The following is a 17,611-nucleotide window of genomic DNA, read 5'->3' as shown; positions in this document are numbered from 1 at the left end:
TCCGGCAGGCCGTCAGGGCTTCAAAACCATTCTGACCGGCCCGGCACACCCGGATTACGCCAACTTCTGTATCTCTGCCGGGCATGGCATCGGCTTTAACGATCAGAAAACGGTAGAGATCCGCGACCTGATTAACGGCATTGCAGCCAATGACCGCATGTGGCCGGATTTTGCTGAAGGCTTACAGGTATCGAAGGTGCTGGAAGCGATAGCGGTTTCCGCACTGGAACGCCGCTGGATGACGGTCTGATTCTGACAAATCAGTGATATGCAGGCGCAAGGATGCGCCTGGTTAACGCTGGCTCTCCATTGCTGCCAGCAGCGTATCCAGCAGCCCAGGAAAACGGCTTTCCAAATCTTCCCTTCGCAGTGAGAGTAAATTTTCCCGCCCGTTAGGCCGTTGCCAGATCACGCCACTTTCCCGCAAGACCCGCCAGTGATGGGTCATCGTCGATTTCGCCAGCCCTTGCAACAGCGTGCCGCAGGCCTGTTCACCCTGATTTGCCAGGATCCTCACCACTTCCATACGAAGCGGATTGCCCAACGCAAAAAGCACGTTTTCCAGGCGAATCTGTTGAGGTTCGGGGTGGTTGGCAATCATAACTGTCCTTTTGTTTGGGGAGGAAGGCGCGCACAGAACGCGGCGGCTACTATACCTGAAGGCCAAAACCTGCGCGACCTGCCAGCCATCAGTTTAGTCGATGGCTTTAATAGTTCGAATATACTCGTACAGTTGTACTATGCTTATCGCACTTTAACCCCGTTTCATGGCTGGCCGGGTGCTGCCAGCGTGAAGCCTGTCCCTGTGACTAAGGAACTATTATGCCCCGAACACTCCCTCTCGCTCGTTACCGTAATATCGGTATTTCTGCCCATATTGATGCCGGGAAAACCACCACCACCGAGCGCATCCTCTTTTACACCGGCATGAGTCATCGGCTGGGTGAAGTGCATGATGGCGCAGCGACGACGGACTGGATGGCGCAGGAGCAGGAACGAGGTATCACCATTACTTCGGCAGCGGTGAGCTGCTTCTGGCCCGGCATGGATCAGGCGTTTGAGCCGCACCGGATCAACATTATTGACACGCCAGGCCACGTCGATTTCACCATTGAAGTGGAGCGCTCAATGCGTGTGCTTGATGGTGCGGTCATGGTGTATGACTCTGTGGGTGGCGTGCAGCCGCAGTCGGAAACCGTCTGGCGGCAGGCGAACAAATACCGTGTTCCCCGTCTGGCGTTCGTCAATAAAATGGATCGTCAGGGAGCGGATTTCTTCCGGGTGGTGCAGATGATGACCGACCGGCTGAAAGCCAACCCGGTGCCGATCGTCATTCCGATCGGCAGCGAAGAGCATTTTCGTGGGGTGATCGACCTGAACAAAATGCGCGCCATTCTCTGGGATGAAGAGAGTCAGGGCATGACGTTCAGCTATGAGCCGATCCCGGAGGAGCTGCTGAGTACCGCGCAGCTATGGCGGGAAAAAATGGTCGCAGCCGCGGCTGAAGCCAACGATACGCTGATGGAGAAATACTTGCAGGAAGGCGATCTCAGTGAGGAGGAAGTCACCGCCGGTCTTCGCCAGCGCACCATCAAAGGCGAAATCCAGCCGATGCTGTGCGGCAGTGCGTTCAAGAATAAAGGCGTGCAGCGCATGCTGGATGCGGTGGTTGAACTGATGCCTTCGCCGCTGGATATTCCGCCAGTGAAAGGCCTGGATGAAAAGGGTCATGAAGTCGAACGTCGTGCGGACGACGAGGAGAAATTCTCGGCGCTGGCGTTCAAACTGATGACCGATCCCTTTGTGGGCCAGCTGACTTTTGTCCGCGTCTATTCCGGCGTGTTGCGCAAAGGCGACAGCGTCTACAACCCGATTAAGGGTAAGAAGGAGCGCATTGGTCGTATCGTGCAGATGCACGCCAATGCGCGCCATGAAGTAGACGAGATCCGTGCCGGAGATATCGCCGCCTGCGTGGGATTGAAAGAAGTGACCACCGGAGAAACACTGTGCGATCCGGATGCGGTGATAACCCTGGAACGGATGGAGTTTCCTGAACCGGTCATTTCGCTGGCGATTGAACCTAAGACCAAAAGCGATCAGGAGAAGATGGGCCTGGCCTTACAGCGGCTGGCAGCAGAAGATCCGTCGTTCCGTCTGCACACGGACGAAGAGTCAGGCCAGACGATTATCTCCGGAATGGGCGAGTTGCACCTGGAAATCATCGTGGACCGGATGAAGCGTGAGTTTGGCGTGGAAGCCAACATCGGCCGGCCGCAGGTGACCTACCGTGAAACCCTTCGTGCTACAGCGAAGGATGTGGAAGGGAAATTTGTGCGCCAGTCCGGTGGTAAAGGCCAGTACGGTCATGTGGTTCTGACGCTGGAGCCACAGGAAGCGGGTAAAGGCTTTGCTTTTGAAGACGCGACCAAAGGTGGCGTGGTGCCACGCGAGTACATTCCTTCGGTTGAGAAGGGCATACGCGAGGCGATGAACAACGGTATCCTGGCGGGCTATCCGCTGGTGGATATCAAAGCGACGCTGACTTTTGGCTCCTACCACGAGGTGGATTCGTCAGAAATGGCGTTCCGCATGGCCGCCATTTTTGGTTTCAAAGAGGCCGCGCGTCAGGCCAAACCGGTGATACTGGAGCCGGTGATGAAGGTGGAAGTGGAAACGCCGGAAGAGTATGCAGGCAATGTGATGGGCGATCTGTCGTCCCGTCGCGGGTTGGTACAGGGTATGGATGAGCTGCTGGGCAGCCGCGTTATCCACGCTGAAGTGCCGCTGTCTGAAATGTTCGGCTATTCGACCACCTTGCGCTCGATGTCGCAAGGCCGTGCCACGTACAGTATGGAGTTCCATCATTATGCAGAAGCGCCACGCACGGTGGCGGACGGTATTATCGCGGCAAGAGGCGGTAAGCCTTAACCAGCAAACGGGAGCCTAAGCTCCCGTTTTTCTTCACTCTGCCAGCTTCCTCACACTCACAGCAAAAATTCCTGCTACTAGTTGATCCCCGCCGCAATTTTGCACCAGAGCAGTGCGCAGCTTGCTGACAGTGCAGCTATGTTTACGTTTCTGGCCGGTCCGGAAACCGCGCGTCCCAGTATGCCAGTCGATGGCTAACGTCTTTCCCGATGTCTCCTTAACGCCGCTGATGAACGGGCTGTAACACCCAATTGCACCCTGTTACGGCCCATATCTGAAAGAAATCAGGTGTTTCGTGGCGAAATGGCGGGATTATTGCTTAATCAACCTTAGCCGCTCGCGGCCCACTCGCTAATCAGGATATCGACCCATCATTGCTGTTTCCCGCGCCGCTGAGCGGCGTATGGATCTGAACCGTGCTGAGGAATACCGAATGTCTTTGAAATTAAATAAGTTATCGCTTCAGGTTATGATTGCTGCTTGTTTAAGCACCGCGCTGTATGCGCACGCGGATGTGATGATTGGGGTGGCAGGTCCGTTTACTGGCCCGAACGCCACTTACGGTGCGCAATACTGGAAAGGGGCTTCACAGGCCGCAGCGGACATTAATGCTGCGGGCGGGATTAAAGGCGAAAAAATCGTACTGGTGCAGGGCGATGATGCCTGCGAACCCAAGCAGGCGGTCGCAGTAGCCAACCGTTTGGTGGACGAGTCTAAAGTCTCTGCTGTTGTTGGGCATTTCTGCTCTTCTTCCACCATGCCAGCCTCGGTTGTTTATGACGATGCGGGGGTCCTCACCATCACTCCGGGTTCCACCAATCCACAAATCACCGAACGGGGCCAGAAAGACATGTTCCGCATGTGTGGGCGTGACGATCAGCAGGGCGCCGTCGCAGCCAACTATATGCTGGACGTGCTGAAAGCGAAGAAAATCGCGGTGATCCACGACAAAGATACCTATGGTCAGGGACTGGCGGATGCGACCAGGGCAGCGCTGGAAAAACGCGGCACCAAAGAGGTGTTGTATGAAGGTCTGACCCGTGGTGAAAAAGACTTTAATGCGTTAGTGACTAAAATCGGGGCGTTGAAACCGGACGTGGTCTATTTCGGTGGCTGTCACCCGGAAGCCGGTCCGCTGGTTCGCCAGATGCGTGAGCAGGGCGTGCAGGCCAAATTCTTCTCAGGTGACTGCATCGTGACCACCGATATGGTGACGGCGGCAGGCGGTCCACAGTTTACCGACGGCGTGCTGATGACCTTCGGTAACGATCCGCGCACCATTCCGGCAGGTAAGCCGGTGATTGATAAATTCCGTGCTGGCGGCTTCGAACCTGAAGGTTACACCTTGTATGCCTATGCTTCCGTGCAGGCGATTGCTGCGGCCTATAACGGCGCGGGCAAAGACAATGCCAAAGCCAGCGAATGGCTGAAGTCGCATACCGTGGACACGGTGATGGGACCGAAATCCTGGGATGGCAAAGGCGATCTGAAAGTCTCGGATTACGTGGTGTACAAGTGGGATGACAAAGGCAAATATCATCAGCTTTAAGTCCCGGCATCTCTTTTAACCTGCCTGACAGGCAGGGCGTCGCAACAGCCAGGCCAGCGCACTCCGCGCTGGCCTGCCCCACGCGAGACGGTACACAATGGAAGCATTCTTTCTGCAACAGCTGGTCAACGGGCTGACGCTGGGAGCCGTGTATGGCCTGATCGCCATCGGCTACACCATGGTTTACGGCATTATCGGCATGATTAACTTTGCCCACGGCGAAGTGTATATGATCTCCGCTTACCTCTGCGCTATTGGCCTGGCGCTGCTCTCTTACTTCGGCATTCAATCCTTTCCGCTTTTAATCTTCGGTACGCTGGTGTTCACCATCGTCGTGACGGGCGTTTATGGCTGGGCGATTGAACGGGTGGCTTACCGGCCTTTACGCAACTCAACCCGGCTGGCTCCGTTAATTTCTGCCATCGGCATGTCGCTGATCCTGCAAAACTACGTGCAAATCAGCCAGGGGCCGAATCAGCAGGGGATCCCAACCATGCTCAGTGGCGCGCTGCGTTTTAACGTAGGCGATGGCATCGTGCAAATCACCTGGACCAAAGTCTTTATCCTGATTGCCGCCTTCGCGGGGATGGCGGTGCTGACCTGGATTATTCAGTACACGCGGTTGGGCCGGATTTGCCGCGCTACGCAACAGGATCGGCGGATGGCCTCCATTCTCGGCATTAATACCGATCGGGTGATCTCGCTGGTGTTTGTGATTGGGGCCGCAATGGCCGGGCTGGCGGGCGTGCTGGTCACCATGAACTACGGCACCTTTGATTTCTATGCGGGGTTCATCATCGGCATTAAAGCGTTTACCGCCGCGGTATTGGGCGGGATTGGTTCACTGCCTGGTGCGATGCTGGGTGGCCTGCTGTTGGGCATTGCGGAAGCGCAGTTCGCCGGCATGGTGAATTCCGATTACAAAGATGTGTTCTCTTTTGGCCTGCTGGTGGTGATCCTGATTTTCCGCCCGCAGGGTTTACTGGGCCGTCCGCTGGTGACCAAGGTTTAGGGAGTGAATGATGACGGATGCTTCTCTTAAGCCGGGGCTGAATATTAAACAGAGCCTGATTGAAACGGTGTTAGCCGGGCTCTGCGCGCTGGTGGTCTTTGGGCCGATTGTCGGCATCGTGTTGAAGGGCTACAGCTTCGATCTCTCCGCGCAGCGGGTGGCGATTCTGGTAGCGGTGGTAATGGCGGGAAAACTGCTGCTGAGCCTGACGTTGCAAAGTGCGACAGGCCGTAAATTTGTGGCCCGCTTTGAAGGGGGGGACGATGGCGTGTATGTCCGTCCTGTGGATTATCGCAGTCGGATGCGTTGGATCATCCCTCTGCTGTTGGTGTTGGGGATCCTGTTCCCGTTTGTCGCGACCAAATATCTGCTGACGGTGGCCATTCTGGGCCTGATCTACGTGTTATTAGGCCTTGGGCTGAACATTGTGGTGGGGCTGGCTGGCCTGCTGGACCTGGGATACGTGGCTTTTTACGCCATCGGCGCTTATGGCCTGGCGTTGGGCTATCAATATCTTGGGCTTGGCTTCTGGGCCATGCTGCCGCTGGGTGCGGTCATGGCTGCGCTGGCTGGAGCATTACTGGGCTTCCCGGTGCTGCGAATGCACGGCGATTATCTGGCGATTGTGACGCTGGGGTTTGGTGAAATTATCCGACTGGTGTTAACCAACTGGGTGAGTTTTACCGGCGGCCCAAATGGTGTGTCAGTGCCTTCACCCACCTTTTTTGGTCTGGAGTTCGGGCGCAGGGCGAAGGACGGCGGCGTGCCCATCCATGAGTTTCTGCACACCACCTACAATCCCAACCTGAAGTTTATTTTTATCTATGCGGTGCTGATTCTGGTGGTGCTGCTGGTGCTGTTTATCAAGCACCGCCTGACCAGAATGCCGATCGGTCGGGCCTGGGAAGCGCTGCGTGAAGATGAAATTGCCTGCCGTTCGATGGGGCTGAATCATGTGCTGGTGAAGCTCTCCGCTTTCATGATGGGGGCCTCAACCGCCGGGATTGCCGGGGTATTCTTTGCTACCTATCAGGGATTTGTTAACCCGACTTCGTTCACCTTCTTTGAATCAGCGCTGATCCTTGCCATCGTGGTCTTAGGCGGCATGGGCTCCACGCTCGGCGTGGTACTGGCGGCCTTTGTGCTGACGGTCGCGCCAGAGCTGCTGCGAAGTTTTGCCGAATACCGCGTGCTGCTGTTTGGCGTTCTGATGGTGTTGATGATGATCTGGCGTCCAAGAGGACTGGTGCGCACTAGCCGAGTAGGCGTGCCAACACGCAAAGGAGTCGCGCCATGAGCGACAGCATCCTACGTGTGGAGCATCTGATGATGCATTTTGGGGGCATTAAAGCCCTGAATGATGTGAATCTGGACGTTGAGCGAGGCTCCATTACCGCCTTAATCGGCCCAAATGGCGCAGGCAAAACGACGGTGTTCAACTGTCTGACCGGCTTTTATCAGGCCACCGGCGGCTCGATTCTGTTGAACGCCCAGTCACGAATGACCGATGTGATTCAGGTTCTGGGGCAGCAGATCCGGCCTGCTGACCTGATCAATCCCGCCCGTCTGGGTTCCCGTCTCTACTACAAAATGTTTGGCGGAACGCACCTGGTCAACCGCGCAGGATTGGCGCGAACCTTCCAGAATATCCGCCTGTTCCGTGAAATGTCGGTGGTGGAAAACCTGCTGGTGGCACAGCACATGCAGGCGAACCGCAATTTACTGGCTGGCATACTGAACACGCCGGGCTACAGGAGGGCGGAGAGCCGGGCGCTGGATCGCGCTTTTTACTGGCTGGAAGTGGTGGATCTGGTGGACTGTGCCAACCGACTGGCGGGCACGCTTTCATATGGTCAGCAGCGCAGGCTGGAGATCGCCAGAGCCATGTCTACCGGCCCAGAGATGATCTGTCTGGATGAGCCCGCAGCCGGTCTTAATCCGGTGGAAACCCAGGCGCTCAGCAAGATAGTCCGTTTTCTGCGCCAGCAACATGGGGTCACGGTGTTACTGATTGAACATGATATGGGCATGGTGATGGAGATATCCGACCATGTGATTGTGCTGGATCACGGAGATGTGATTGCCCGTGGCGCACCAAAGGAGATCCAGACCAACGTCAGCGTGATAGCGGCGTATCTGGGTGCCGACGAAGAGGAGATCGCCGGATGAGCCAGCCAATGTTGGCGTTCCGCAATGTGAACGTATTTTATGGCCCGATACAGGCTTTGAAGGAGATTTCGCTGACCGTGAATGAAGGCGAAACCGTGTCGCTGATTGGCGCTAACGGCGCGGGAAAGTCGACATTGCTGATGTCGATATTCGGCCAGCCGCGCATTGCTGGCGGGCAGATCCTGTATCGCGGTGAGGACATCAGCCACAAATCCACCCATTTTATCGCCAGTAACGGCATCGCTCAGGCGCCTGAAGGGCGGCGCATCTTTCCTGATATGACGGTGGAGGAGAACCTGCTGATGGGCACCATTCCGATTGGTAACCGTTATCAAAACGAGGACAAAGCACGCATGTACGGACTGTTTCCCCGGCTTGAGGAGCGGCGCAGCCAGCGGGCGATGACGTTGTCAGGAGGTGAGCAGCAGATGCTGGCTATCGCGCGTGCGTTAATGAGCCGACCCAAATTACTGTTGCTGGATGAGCCCAGCCTGGGATTAGCACCGATTGTGGTGAAACAAATTTTTCAGATCCTGCGGGAATTGACCCAGGGCGGGATGACGCTGTTCCTGGTCGAGCAGAATGCCAACCATGCGCTGAAGCTGTCTGACCGGGCTTATGTGATGGTGAATGGGCAAATCCGCCTGACCGGAACGGGGCAGGAGCTGCTGGTCAATCCAGAGGTGAGAAGCGCCTATCTGGGCGGGACTTAACGGGGAGCGGTGGTGGGCGGGCTTGTTGCACGCAGTCTTACCAGAAACCTCATTCTGTTTAGCCGCGACATTCCTGCCGCGGCTAAGGTAATGACGCTTAGAGATCCTACCTGAATGGCGGTTCGTTGAAGGTACGTAATTTTCGTGAGTGCAGCTTATCGCCTTCAGCCCGCAGTAAATCAATCGCACAAATACCGATTTGCAGGTGCTCGGAAATCGCCCCTTCATAGAAACGGTTGGCCTGGCCCGGCAGCTTGATTTCGCCATGCAACGGCTTATCAGAGACGCAAAGCAGCGTGCCGTAAGGGACGCGGAAGCGATAACCCTGTGCGGCAATCGTGGCGCTTTCCATATCTACCGCCACAGCACGGCTGAGGTTAAAGCGCAGTGCTGAAGCGGAGTAGCGTAGCTCCCAGTTACGGTCATCGGTAGTCACCACGGTGCCGGTACGCAGACGCTGTTTAACCTGATCGCCCGGCATTCCGCTCACATGTTTGGTCGCGTCATACAGCGCGCGCTGCACCTCGGCAATGCTTGGTACCGGAATATCGGGCGGAAGCACCGCATCCAGCACATGGTCATCACGCAGATAAGCATGTGCCAGCACATAATCGCCGATGCTCTGGCTTTCACGCAGGCCGCCACAGTGACCAATCATCAGCCAGGTATGCGGACGCAGCACGGCCAGATGGTCGCAGATGGTTTTGGCATTGGACGGGCCCACACCAATATTGATCAGCGTAATGCCCTGGCCATCTTTGGCTATCAGGTGCCAGGCTGGCATCTGGTGGTTCTTCCACGCCAGGCCAGAAATCGCTTCTTGAGGATTTGGTGTATCGGCGGTAACGAAAATACTGCCTGCGCAGGATAAGGCCTCATAAGGCGATGCCGGATCGGCAATCTGCTCGCAGCCCCAGCGGACAAACTCATCCACATAGCGGGTGTAATTGGTAAACAGCACGTAGGACTGGAAATGCTCGACCGGCGTACCGGTGTAGTGGCGAAGCCTTGCCAGCGAGAAGTCCGTGCGCAGCGCATCGAAATGCGACAGCGGGAACTCTTCTCCCGGCTGATACAGCCCATCGGCATTTTCATCACCAATCTGCGCCAGTTCGGTGGTAGGGAAATGCTTGGCCAGTCCGGCGCTCATGGTGCGATCCAGGCCCAGGTTGGCCCCGTCAATCACGTAAGGGAAGGGGATTTCCTGCTTAGAGGGTTTCACTTCCAGCGTAACCGGGTATTCCCCGGTCAGCATTTCCAGCTGTTCAGAAAGATAGTGGCGAGCCAGAGCCGGGCGGGTCACCGTGGTGGCATAGCTCCCCGGACGCGTGAAACGGCCAAAGGCACGGGTAAGCCGGTGACCAGATTCATCGCCAGCCCAACTGACACGCAGTTCAGGGTAGACAAACAATCCCTTCGCACGCGCAGAGTCTTCCGGCAATTTACCGCTGCTGATGTAAGTATTAATCGCCGTTCGCAGGGCGGTTACGGCCTCTTCATAGAGGGCATCAAGTTTGTCCAGCGCCTCGGCTACGGACAAACCCTTGGGGGCAGAAGGCTGAGTCATGATATCTCCCTGGTCGGTGTTTCTCGTTATCTTCACAGCATGGTAGCTGAAATTGACCAGAGTCGCCCTGGGAGAAGCTAATGAGTTGAGCAACTTGAAGAATAATCCTGGGCGGCAGGCCTCTCAGAGAGGTGCCGTTTCGCTTAAAAACCGCTCTTCTAACGTAGCCTCCAGCTCCAGCATGGCTTGTTCTGCATGCTGCATATGCTCGGTCATGATGCTTTCCACTTCACCGGCATCTTTGCGACGTAGCGCTTCGATCAGGCGATATTGATACTCAATGCCTACACCCCGATTTACCGGCTCAGGGCGCTGATAAATGTCTTTGCATACCGCCAGATCTTTCAGCAATCGTTGCAGGAAGTGACAGAGAAAGGCCAGCAGCACGTTGTCGGAATAGCTGGCGACCACGCCATGAAAATCCAGTTCGGCCATCCGCTGCTTCCAGCGTTCCTGTTCGTCAGCAGGTTCATGATCATAAACTTTTATCAGCGTTTGCAACTGCTCGAATCCCGCGGCATCAATGTTGTTGATAGCGCTGACTGCGACCAATGGCTCAAGTGCTTTGCGCAAGGCATAAATATTGGCGATGGAAAGCTGGCGAGTGAACAGGTAATTCGACAGCAGGCTCATAGCGCGATTATCGCTCATTGACTCAATAAACGCGCCGCCTCCTGGCCCGGTTCTGGTGCGGATCAGCCCCTGAACCTCCAGCGATTTTAGCGCTTCCCGTACGGTACTTTTCCCTGCTGAAAAGCGGCTGGCGAGGTCTTTTTCCTGTGGCAGTCGGTCGCCGGGCAGCAAATTATCGCGCACGATGCTCTCTTTGATGGCATCCACGATTTCATCCGTGCGCTTACGGCGCGCGGGTTCTTGCGAAGTGGGTTTATCACTGCTCATAACACGTTGTCCTTTACAACCGGGGCGCGCTGGCTAGCAGCGTCTGCGTATAACTGTGTTTAGGTGTGCCAAACAACACCTCGTTCTGTTCGCATTCTACCCACTCTCCGCGGTACATCACCGCCACCCGATCGGCGATGGATTCCACCACCGCCAGATCGTGGCTGATAAACAGGTAGGAGAGGCCAAAGTGTTTTTTCAGCTGGTCAAGCAGCAGCAAAACCTGCGCCTGCACCGAAACATCCAGTGCGCTGACCGGTTCATCCAGCACCAAAATGCGGGCCTCGGCAGCCAGCGCACGGGCGATAGCCAGACGTTGTGCCTGGCCACCTGAAAATTCATGAGGATAACCCAGCAGTGCATCGGCAGGCATCTGTACCGCCTCCATCAGTTCCAGCATGCGGGTTTTACGTTGTGCAGCAGGATACCCGCATAAGTGGTTGAGTGGCACTGCGAGGATATCGGCAATGGTTTTGCGCGGGTTAAGCGAAGCCACCGGGTCCTGAAAAACATATTGAATGGTGCGGCCTAACGCTTTGGCATCTTGCGGACGAGCTTTGCCCATTAATGTGATGCTGCCTGAAGTAGGCGTTTCCAGCCCGACCAGCATCCTGGCAAGGGTACTTTTGCCAGAGCCACTTTCACCCACTATCGCCAGCGTTTCCCCGGCTGCAAGGTGCAGGGAAACGCTTTTGACAGCCTGCACTTCGTGGTCACTGGAAGCAAACCAACGGGCTTTATGGCCGAACGTTTTCACCAAATTTTTGACTTCAATCACGTTGCTCATCCTGCCTCCTTCACTGGCTGCGGGGAAGACAACCCGGCGACCTGCTGCAAAAATTGACGTCCCTGGCCCAATTTGGGCACGCTGGCGATTAGCCTGCGGGTGTAGTCATGCTGCGGATGCTGAAGCACCTGTTGAGTGTCACCGGCTTCCACGATTTCTCCGTAGCGCATCACCGCTACACGGTCGCAGATCTGTGCAATCACCCCAAAATCATGGGTGATAAACAGCAACGTCAGGCCACGCTCACGACGTAAACTTTGCAGGAGTTCCAGAATGCGGGCCTGCACGGTAACGTCCAGCGCGGTGGTAGGCTCGTCTGCGATAATGATCTCTGGATCGTTGGAGAGCGCCATCGCAATCCCCACGCGCTGACGCTGTCCGCCTGAAAGTTGGTGAGGATAGGCATGAAAACGCTGTGCAGCATCCTGAATCCCCACGCTGGTCAATAAATCCAGCGCTTTGGTTTTCGCTTCGCCAGAGGTTAACGGCTGATGAGCCTGAATGGCTTCCGTCAGCTGGCTGCCAATGCTCATCTGGGGATGCAGCGTGGTCAGCGGATCCTGGAAGATATAGGCCACTCTTGCGCCACGGCGTTGCTGCAAGGTTTTTTGCGGCAGCGACAGCATCTCTTCACCTGCTACATAAATTGCGCCACCGGTGATCTCTCCGGGTGGCGAAGCGACCAGGCCCATCACCGACAGAGCGGTAACACTTTTACCTGAGCCACTTTCTCCAATCAGGCCAAGGCATTCCCCGCGATTAACGTGAAAGCTGATACCGCGAACGGCTGGCTGGATTTTCCCGCCAGAACGAAAGCTGACGGCTAAATCGACAACTTCCAGTAAAGCCGGTTCATCTTGTCTGGCTTCAGGGATTGTCGGGCGAGTCACGGTGGTTACTGCTTTGGCTCTTAGCAAGACACCTGATTTAAGACGCGGGTCCAGCAGATCGCGGATGCCATCGCCCAACAGGTTAAAACTCATCACCAGCAGAAAAATCATTATTCCGGGGACTATTGAGACGTGCGGGGCACTGAACATCTGCGCGCGGCCCTGACCCAGCATCGAGCCTAAATCAGCCGCAGGAGGTTGCGTTCCCAGCCCAAGGAAGGACAGGCCTGCGGTCTCCAGGATCATCCAGCCAACGGTGGTGGACAGGGTGATGACAATCACTGGCAACACATTGGGCAGCACTTCGCTGAACAGAATTTGCGGGTGATTTTTACCGGAGAGTCGGGCGGCCTGCACAAAGTCACGCTGGCGAAGGCCTACAGTAAGCCCACGAATATTTCGGGCAAAGAAGGGGATGTTAACCACTGCAATAGCATAGAGTGCGTTAAGCAGGCCTGGCCCCAGTACCGCCACGATGACCAGCGCCAACAGGATGTAGGGAAAAGCCATCAGCATATCGATAAACCGCATCAGCAGACTGTCCGCTTTGCCGCCTGCGTACCCGGCGATCAGCCCGATCAATGTGCCGAAAAAAGCGGCCAGAAGCGTGGCGCTAATCCCTACAGCCAGCGAAACCCTTGTGCCCCAAACCAGCCTTGCCAGCACGTCACGGCCCAGGGGATCGGTGCCTAACAGATGGCCTGGTGATAGAGGAGGTAGCAGGCGCTTAAGCAAATCTGTGGCATCCGGATCGGCCAGGGGGAGCAGTGGGGCAAAAAGGGCGGCCAGTGCCGAAAGGGTAAGAATAACCAGCCCTAACGTAGCCAACCGGTTAGCCAGCAGCAGCGACCAGGCCGAACTGCGATGACGAGTGGGTGAGGAGGAGACTGTCTGGCTCATGATTTTAACCTCGGGTCGAGAAGCGCCTGCAGGATATCCGCACAAAGATTGATCAGGACATAGGCGCAGGCCGCAACCAGCACGCCTCCCTGAACCAGCAGCAGGTCGCGTGTTGAGACGGCATTCACCAGCATTGCGCCCAGGCCGGGCCACTGGAAAACAGTTTCAATATAAACGGCGCCGCCCAGAACAAACCCTGCCTGAATACCGATCACCGGGATCACCGAAACCAGTGCCATACGGAATGCGTGACCATAAATGACTTTGCGTTCTGACAATCCTTTGGCGCGAGCGGTGCGAATAAAATCCTGACGGAGAACTTCCAGCATTGCGGTGCGGGTCAGACGGGCTATTACGCCCGTAGCCACAATAGCCAACGTCACGGCAGGCATGGCGAGGTGCTGCAACAGATCCAGCCAACCGCCTCCGCCCCAAATGGCATACATCCCAGACGCCGGGAACCATTGCAGCTGAACCGCAAACAGCATAATCATCACCAGACCAATCCAGAACGAAGGCAGCGAAATGCCGATCAGCACCAGCAGGGTAATCAATCTGTCACCCCAGCCGAACTGCCTGACGGCGGAGACAATGCCTGCCAATAATCCCAAAACAGTGCTGAGCAATAGCGCGCAACCGCCCAGGATCAGCGTATTACCCAGCCGTTGCATAACTTCGTCAATGACCGGACGATTTAGCACGTAGGAGCGACCAAAATCCCCGTGCAGAATGTTACCGATCCAGATCAAATACTGCTGCCAGAGCGGCTTATTCAGCCCTAACTCCTGATTTATCCGCGCCACATTTTCAGGTGTTGCCCAGGCTCCCAGCAACGCCTGAGCCGGATTGCCGGGGATCATCGCCATGATCAGAAACACAATCAGCGACAGGCCGATAAATACCGGCAGGGTTGATAACAGCCTTTTTATCAGGTAGCTCCACATAACCACGCTCCGCGTCTGAAATCAGTGTTTGGTCACCCGTTTGAGTAACAGGTTAAAATTGGGTTGCAGGGCAAAATGCTCGATACGGGTGGACGTCACGGCGTTCTGCTTCCAGTTCGCGACAAAAATCCACGGTGCATCGTCATGCACAATTTGCTGCACCTGCCGGTAAAGTGCGGCCCTTGCCGTATTGTCGGTAGTGAGTCGCGCCTTTTGCAGCAGTTGATCGACTTGCGGGTTGCTGTAATAGCCGGAGTTGAAGCCGCCTTTCTTTGGCCAGGCATCGGTTCGCAAGGTCAGAAACGGCAAGGTATCGGGATCGTTGGTCATCCAGGCCATTTCGGCCATCTGGGTATGGTTATCCAGCCCGGCATTGACCTTCGCCAGATAGGTATTCCACTCATAACTCTGGATATTGACCTTCAGTCCTACTGCTTTTAAATCAGCCTGAATGGCGGTGGCCATTGGCAGCGGATCCAGCATCCCCGATCCGCCTTCAGTGACATAAAAAGTCAGCGTTGCGCCTTCGGCACCGGCTTCTTTCAGGAGCTGGCGAGCCTTTTCTGCATCGTAAGGATAGGGTTGCACCGCTTTGTTGGCTGCCCAACTGAAAGCGGCAGGGATCGGGCCATCAGCCACGCTGGCTGAACCCTGCAACACGTTATCTACCAATGACTGTTTATTGATGGCGTAATTGACCGCCTGACGAACGCGGCGATCGTTAAAAGGCGGAACCTGAGTATTCAGCATCACGTACCAGACGTGAGGGCCGGTAGTTTCATACAGACGGAAGCGATTGCTTTTCTCAGCGAACAATTTCACCGTATCGGGTGGCACTTCCACCATCGCATCAATCCCGCCAGAGAGCATTTCCGCCACCCGCGTATTGCCGTCAGTTATCGGGCGGAAAACCACGTTGTTCACTGCTGGTTTACCTTCCCAGTAATCGGCATTCGCTTTGATTACCACTCTCTGGTTCGGTTGCCATTCGCTGAAGCTGAATGCCCCAGTGCCGACAGGATGCCGTCCAAAATCTTTGCCGTACTTTTTCACAGCGCTGGGCGACACGATCAGACCTGTCGGGGTTGCCAGATTAGAGAGCAGTGGGGCAAAAGGTTCGCTCAGATGAAAAACCAGCGTCTGCTCATCCGGTGTTTCTATCGATTTTATGGCGGAGAAAAAAAACGACAGGGGAAAAGGACCGGTGTTGTGCCAGGGATTCTTCTCATCCAACATGCGCTGGAAGGTGAACCTGGCGGCTTCAGCATTGAACGGCGTGCCATCCTGGAAACGGACGTGCTCACGGAGATGAAAGCGATAGGTCAGCCCATCCGGGGAAATGTCCCAACTCGTTGCCAGTGCCGGTTCGATATCCAGCTTACCTTCGCCGTTACGCACCAAACCGTCATAAACATTGACCAGGATCCTCGAGTCATTCGCCGCCGTCGCCACTTGAGGGTCCAGAGACTGAGGTTCAGCAACCTGGCCTATCAACAGCGCATCTGCCGGGGTTTTGGCCTGCAAGGGGGCCAGCCATATCAGGCTGAGCAGCAGTGAAACAGGCAGCCATTTTCTGCTTACTAGATTTCCGGTTATCGCACTCAGCATCACGGCCTCTTCAGCAACAGGTGAAAGAATAAGCGTTGTCCTGCTTTTTATTTATGCGTATAAATAAACAACATTGCAATAATTTATGCATATAAATTAGATCTGACCGCGAGGAACCGGATGACTTTTTCAATCGTCGCACGTGATCCCCTGACCGGGGCACTGGGCGTGGCAACGGCTACTGCAGGGCCTGCCGTTGGGGCGTTGGTTGTTCATGGCGAGGCGCAAGTAGGGGCAATAGCGACCCAGGCCATGACCAATCCGCTTTATGGTATTCGGGGGTTAGCCCTTCTCCGTTCAGGCAAGGGCGCAGCGCAAGTTATGCACATTCTGCTGAATGAAGATCATGAGGCTGCGCGCAGGCAGGTGATGATTGTCGATCGTCTTGGAGGAAAAGCGCACTGGACCGGTGCAGACTGTGGCGAATTTGCCGCCAGCCTGGCATTTAAGGAGTGTACGGTAGGGGGAAATTTGCTGACAGGAGCCGAAACGCTCCAGAGGATGATGACGTGTTATCAGCAACAGGCGGCATTACCCTTCGCCGACAGGCTACTGGCGGCAATGTCTGCCGGAGCAGCAGCAGGCGGTGACCGTCGTGGTCTGAAATCTGCAGCACTGAAAATCTGGCATGACCGCGAATACGCCACCACCGATCTGCGTGCTGACTGGAGCCAGGCCCCACTGGAAGATCTGGCAGGCATCCTGCAACAAACCCGCCAATCTCCCCATGCCGATTTCTTTGCCGCATTGCCCAAAGGCAAACCGGGCGGCTGAGAATGGGCTGATAAGCTGTTGCCACCCTGGGTGCCAACCTTTGCACCTTGAGTCTGGTTTTATTGCGGGGCAAATTAAGCGATCGGGCTGAAAAACTTTACCCCCGCCGCACGGGTAATCTCCGTTAAGCTTTTCAGCGTAGGGTTGCCATTTTCGGACAGTGTCTTATAGAGCTGCTCGCGGGAAAGACCCGATTTAGCCGAAATCACGCCGATTCCACCGCTGGCATCGACAACATGACGAAGGGCAGTGAGGAACGCACCAACGCCTCCTTCTTCGTAGATCTCTTCAAGGGCAGTTTGCAGATACAGCTGCGCGTAGCCTGGCGTGGTACGGATCTCTTCAATCAACGCGGCTTCATGATCGACGGACTTAGCGAATTTTTTCATCAGTTTCACCTTGAACGGTAATCTTCCCAGTATTTAATGGCCAATGTGATGTCAGCGTCCTGGTTTTTTTATCGCCACCCATCAGCAGTATCATCACTTCCTTTTGCTCAACGGCATAGTACAGACGGATGCCTGGCCCGTGGTCGAGGCGTATTGCCCAGACCCCATTACGCTCAAATTTATGATCGCCAAAGTTGCCTTCGATCACCCGGTTGAGCCTCATACTAATCCTTGTTCTTGTCTTAAGATCTCTTAACCCTTTGATCCATTCTGTGTAGGGAACGTTGCCCTGTTCATCCTGATATCGACTGAGCGTATATTTCGTCATCTGGCATTATCCTTAACGCAGTGAGGTGTATTTTATAAAATACAAAATAACCAGCATCTTCTTGCGACTTTGTGAAGATGAGGACTATTTTTAGCAGAAATATTCAGCAGGAGGGGGAGGGCGGAAAGGATACTGCGAGGCGCCTCGACAGGT

The 17,611-nt window shown here is 55.5% G+C and carries 16 protein-coding genes and 1 pseudogene; 8 read left to right on the top strand and 9 right to left on the bottom strand.

The window, feature by feature from the left end:
• A pseudogene (locus tag WCC56_RS08790) lies at positions 1–250 on the top strand (Gfo/Idh/MocA family protein); the annotation flags it as partial.
• A gap of 42 nt (positions 251–292) precedes the next feature.
• Here the strand turns inward: WCC56_RS08790 and WCC56_RS08785 are convergent.
• A complete protein-coding gene (locus tag WCC56_RS08785) occupies positions 293–601 on the bottom strand; it encodes an ArsR/SmtB family transcription factor (protein ID WP_424692009.1) in 309 nt (102 codons plus the stop codon).
• Positions 602–822: 221 nt separating this feature from the next.
• Between WCC56_RS08785 and fusA the strand changes: the two genes are divergently transcribed.
• The 6 genes from fusA (at position 823) to WCC56_RS08755 (ending at position 8,371) form a co-directional block, all read left to right on the top strand.
• Complete coding sequence (gene fusA, locus WCC56_RS08780) at positions 823–2,928, top strand: elongation factor G (RefSeq protein WP_424692008.1); 2,106 nt, start codon at positions 823–825, stop codon at positions 2,926–2,928.
• A 433-nt stretch (positions 2,929–3,361) separates the two neighbouring features.
• Entirely contained in the window at positions 3,362–4,477 is a 1,116-nt protein-coding gene (locus WCC56_RS08775; RefSeq protein ID WP_424692007.1) for a branched-chain amino acid ABC transporter substrate-binding protein, read from the top strand.
• Between the two features lie 97 nt (positions 4,478–4,574).
• Complete coding sequence (locus tag WCC56_RS08770) at positions 4,575–5,489, top strand: ABC transporter permease subunit (protein ID WP_424692006.1); 915 nt, start codon at positions 4,575–4,577, stop codon at positions 5,487–5,489.
• A 10-nt stretch (positions 5,490–5,499) separates the two neighbouring features.
• A complete protein-coding gene (gene livM, locus WCC56_RS08765; RefSeq protein WP_424692010.1) occupies positions 5,500–6,786 on the top strand; it encodes a high-affinity branched-chain amino acid ABC transporter permease LivM in 1,287 nt (428 codons plus the stop codon).
• Positions 6,783–7,658, top strand: coding sequence for an ABC transporter ATP-binding protein (locus WCC56_RS08760; protein WP_424692005.1), 876 nt, complete (start codon positions 6,783–6,785; stop codon positions 7,656–7,658). The genes livM and WCC56_RS08760 overlap by 4 nt, the downstream gene beginning before the upstream one ends.
• Positions 7,655–8,371 carry an ABC transporter ATP-binding protein gene (locus WCC56_RS08755; protein WP_424692004.1) on the top strand — a complete coding sequence of 239 codons (717 nt, stop codon included), beginning with the start codon at positions 7,655–7,657 and terminating at the stop codon, positions 8,369–8,371. The genes WCC56_RS08760 and WCC56_RS08755 overlap by 4 nt, the downstream gene beginning before the upstream one ends.
• 106 nt (positions 8,372–8,477) lie before the next feature.
• Here WCC56_RS08755 and WCC56_RS08750 read toward each other — a convergent pair whose 3' ends face one another.
• The 6 genes from WCC56_RS08750 to WCC56_RS08725 form a co-directional block, all read right to left on the bottom strand.
• Positions 8,478–9,938 (bottom strand): AMP nucleosidase, encoded by a 1,461-nt coding sequence (locus tag WCC56_RS08750; RefSeq protein ID WP_424692003.1) that lies wholly within the window; start codon positions 9,936–9,938, stop codon positions 8,478–8,480.
• Positions 9,939–10,061: 123 nt separating this feature from the next.
• On the bottom strand, positions 10,062–10,838 hold the full coding sequence (locus WCC56_RS08745; RefSeq protein ID WP_424692002.1) for a FadR/GntR family transcriptional regulator: 777 nt from the start codon (positions 10,836–10,838) through the stop codon (positions 10,062–10,064).
• Between the two features lie 13 nt (positions 10,839–10,851).
• Complete coding sequence (locus WCC56_RS08740; protein ID WP_424692001.1) at positions 10,852–11,625, bottom strand: ATP-binding cassette domain-containing protein; 774 nt, start codon at positions 11,623–11,625, stop codon at positions 10,852–10,854.
• The gene (locus tag WCC56_RS08735) at positions 11,622–13,415 is read right to left on the bottom strand and encodes a dipeptide/oligopeptide/nickel ABC transporter permease/ATP-binding protein (protein WP_424692000.1); all 1,794 of its coding nucleotides are present in this window, start codon (positions 13,413–13,415) and stop codon (positions 11,622–11,624) included. Before WCC56_RS08735 ends, WCC56_RS08740 begins: the two co-directional genes overlap by 4 nt.
• A complete protein-coding gene (locus WCC56_RS08730) occupies positions 13,412–14,359 on the bottom strand; it encodes an ABC transporter permease (RefSeq protein ID WP_424691999.1) in 948 nt (315 codons plus the stop codon). The genes WCC56_RS08735 and WCC56_RS08730 overlap by 4 nt, the downstream gene beginning before the upstream one ends.
• A gap of 21 nt (positions 14,360–14,380) precedes the next feature.
• Entirely contained in the window at positions 14,381–15,967 is a 1,587-nt protein-coding gene (locus WCC56_RS08725) for an ABC transporter substrate-binding protein (RefSeq protein ID WP_424691998.1), read from the bottom strand.
• Positions 15,968–16,087: 120 nt separating this feature from the next.
• Between WCC56_RS08725 and WCC56_RS08720 the strand changes: the two genes are divergently transcribed.
• Positions 16,088–16,741: a DUF1028 domain-containing protein gene (locus WCC56_RS08720; RefSeq protein WP_424691997.1), complete on the top strand. Its 654-nt coding sequence runs from the start codon at positions 16,088–16,090 to the stop codon at positions 16,739–16,741.
• A 74-nt stretch (positions 16,742–16,815) separates the two neighbouring features.
• Here WCC56_RS08720 and WCC56_RS08715 read toward each other — a convergent pair whose 3' ends face one another.
• Together WCC56_RS08715 and WCC56_RS08710 are read right to left on the bottom strand one after the other, a co-directional pair.
• Positions 16,816–17,130, bottom strand: a complete 315-nt coding sequence (locus WCC56_RS08715; RefSeq protein ID WP_424691996.1) for a DNA-binding protein — start codon at positions 17,128–17,130, stop codon at positions 16,816–16,818.
• Entirely contained in the window at positions 17,114–17,458 is a 345-nt protein-coding gene (locus WCC56_RS08710; RefSeq protein WP_424691995.1) for a type II toxin-antitoxin system RelE/ParE family toxin, read from the bottom strand. The genes WCC56_RS08715 and WCC56_RS08710 overlap by 17 nt, the downstream gene beginning before the upstream one ends.
• Between the last annotated feature and the right edge of the window lie 153 nt (positions 17,459–17,611).

This window comes from Erwinia sp. (assembly GCF_049696395.1).
Lineage (GTDB): Bacteria > Pseudomonadota > Gammaproteobacteria > Enterobacterales > Enterobacteriaceae > Erwinia.
The sequence above is the reverse complement of the archived record's forward strand: the minus strand, read 5'-3'. Positions and strand labels throughout refer to the sequence as shown.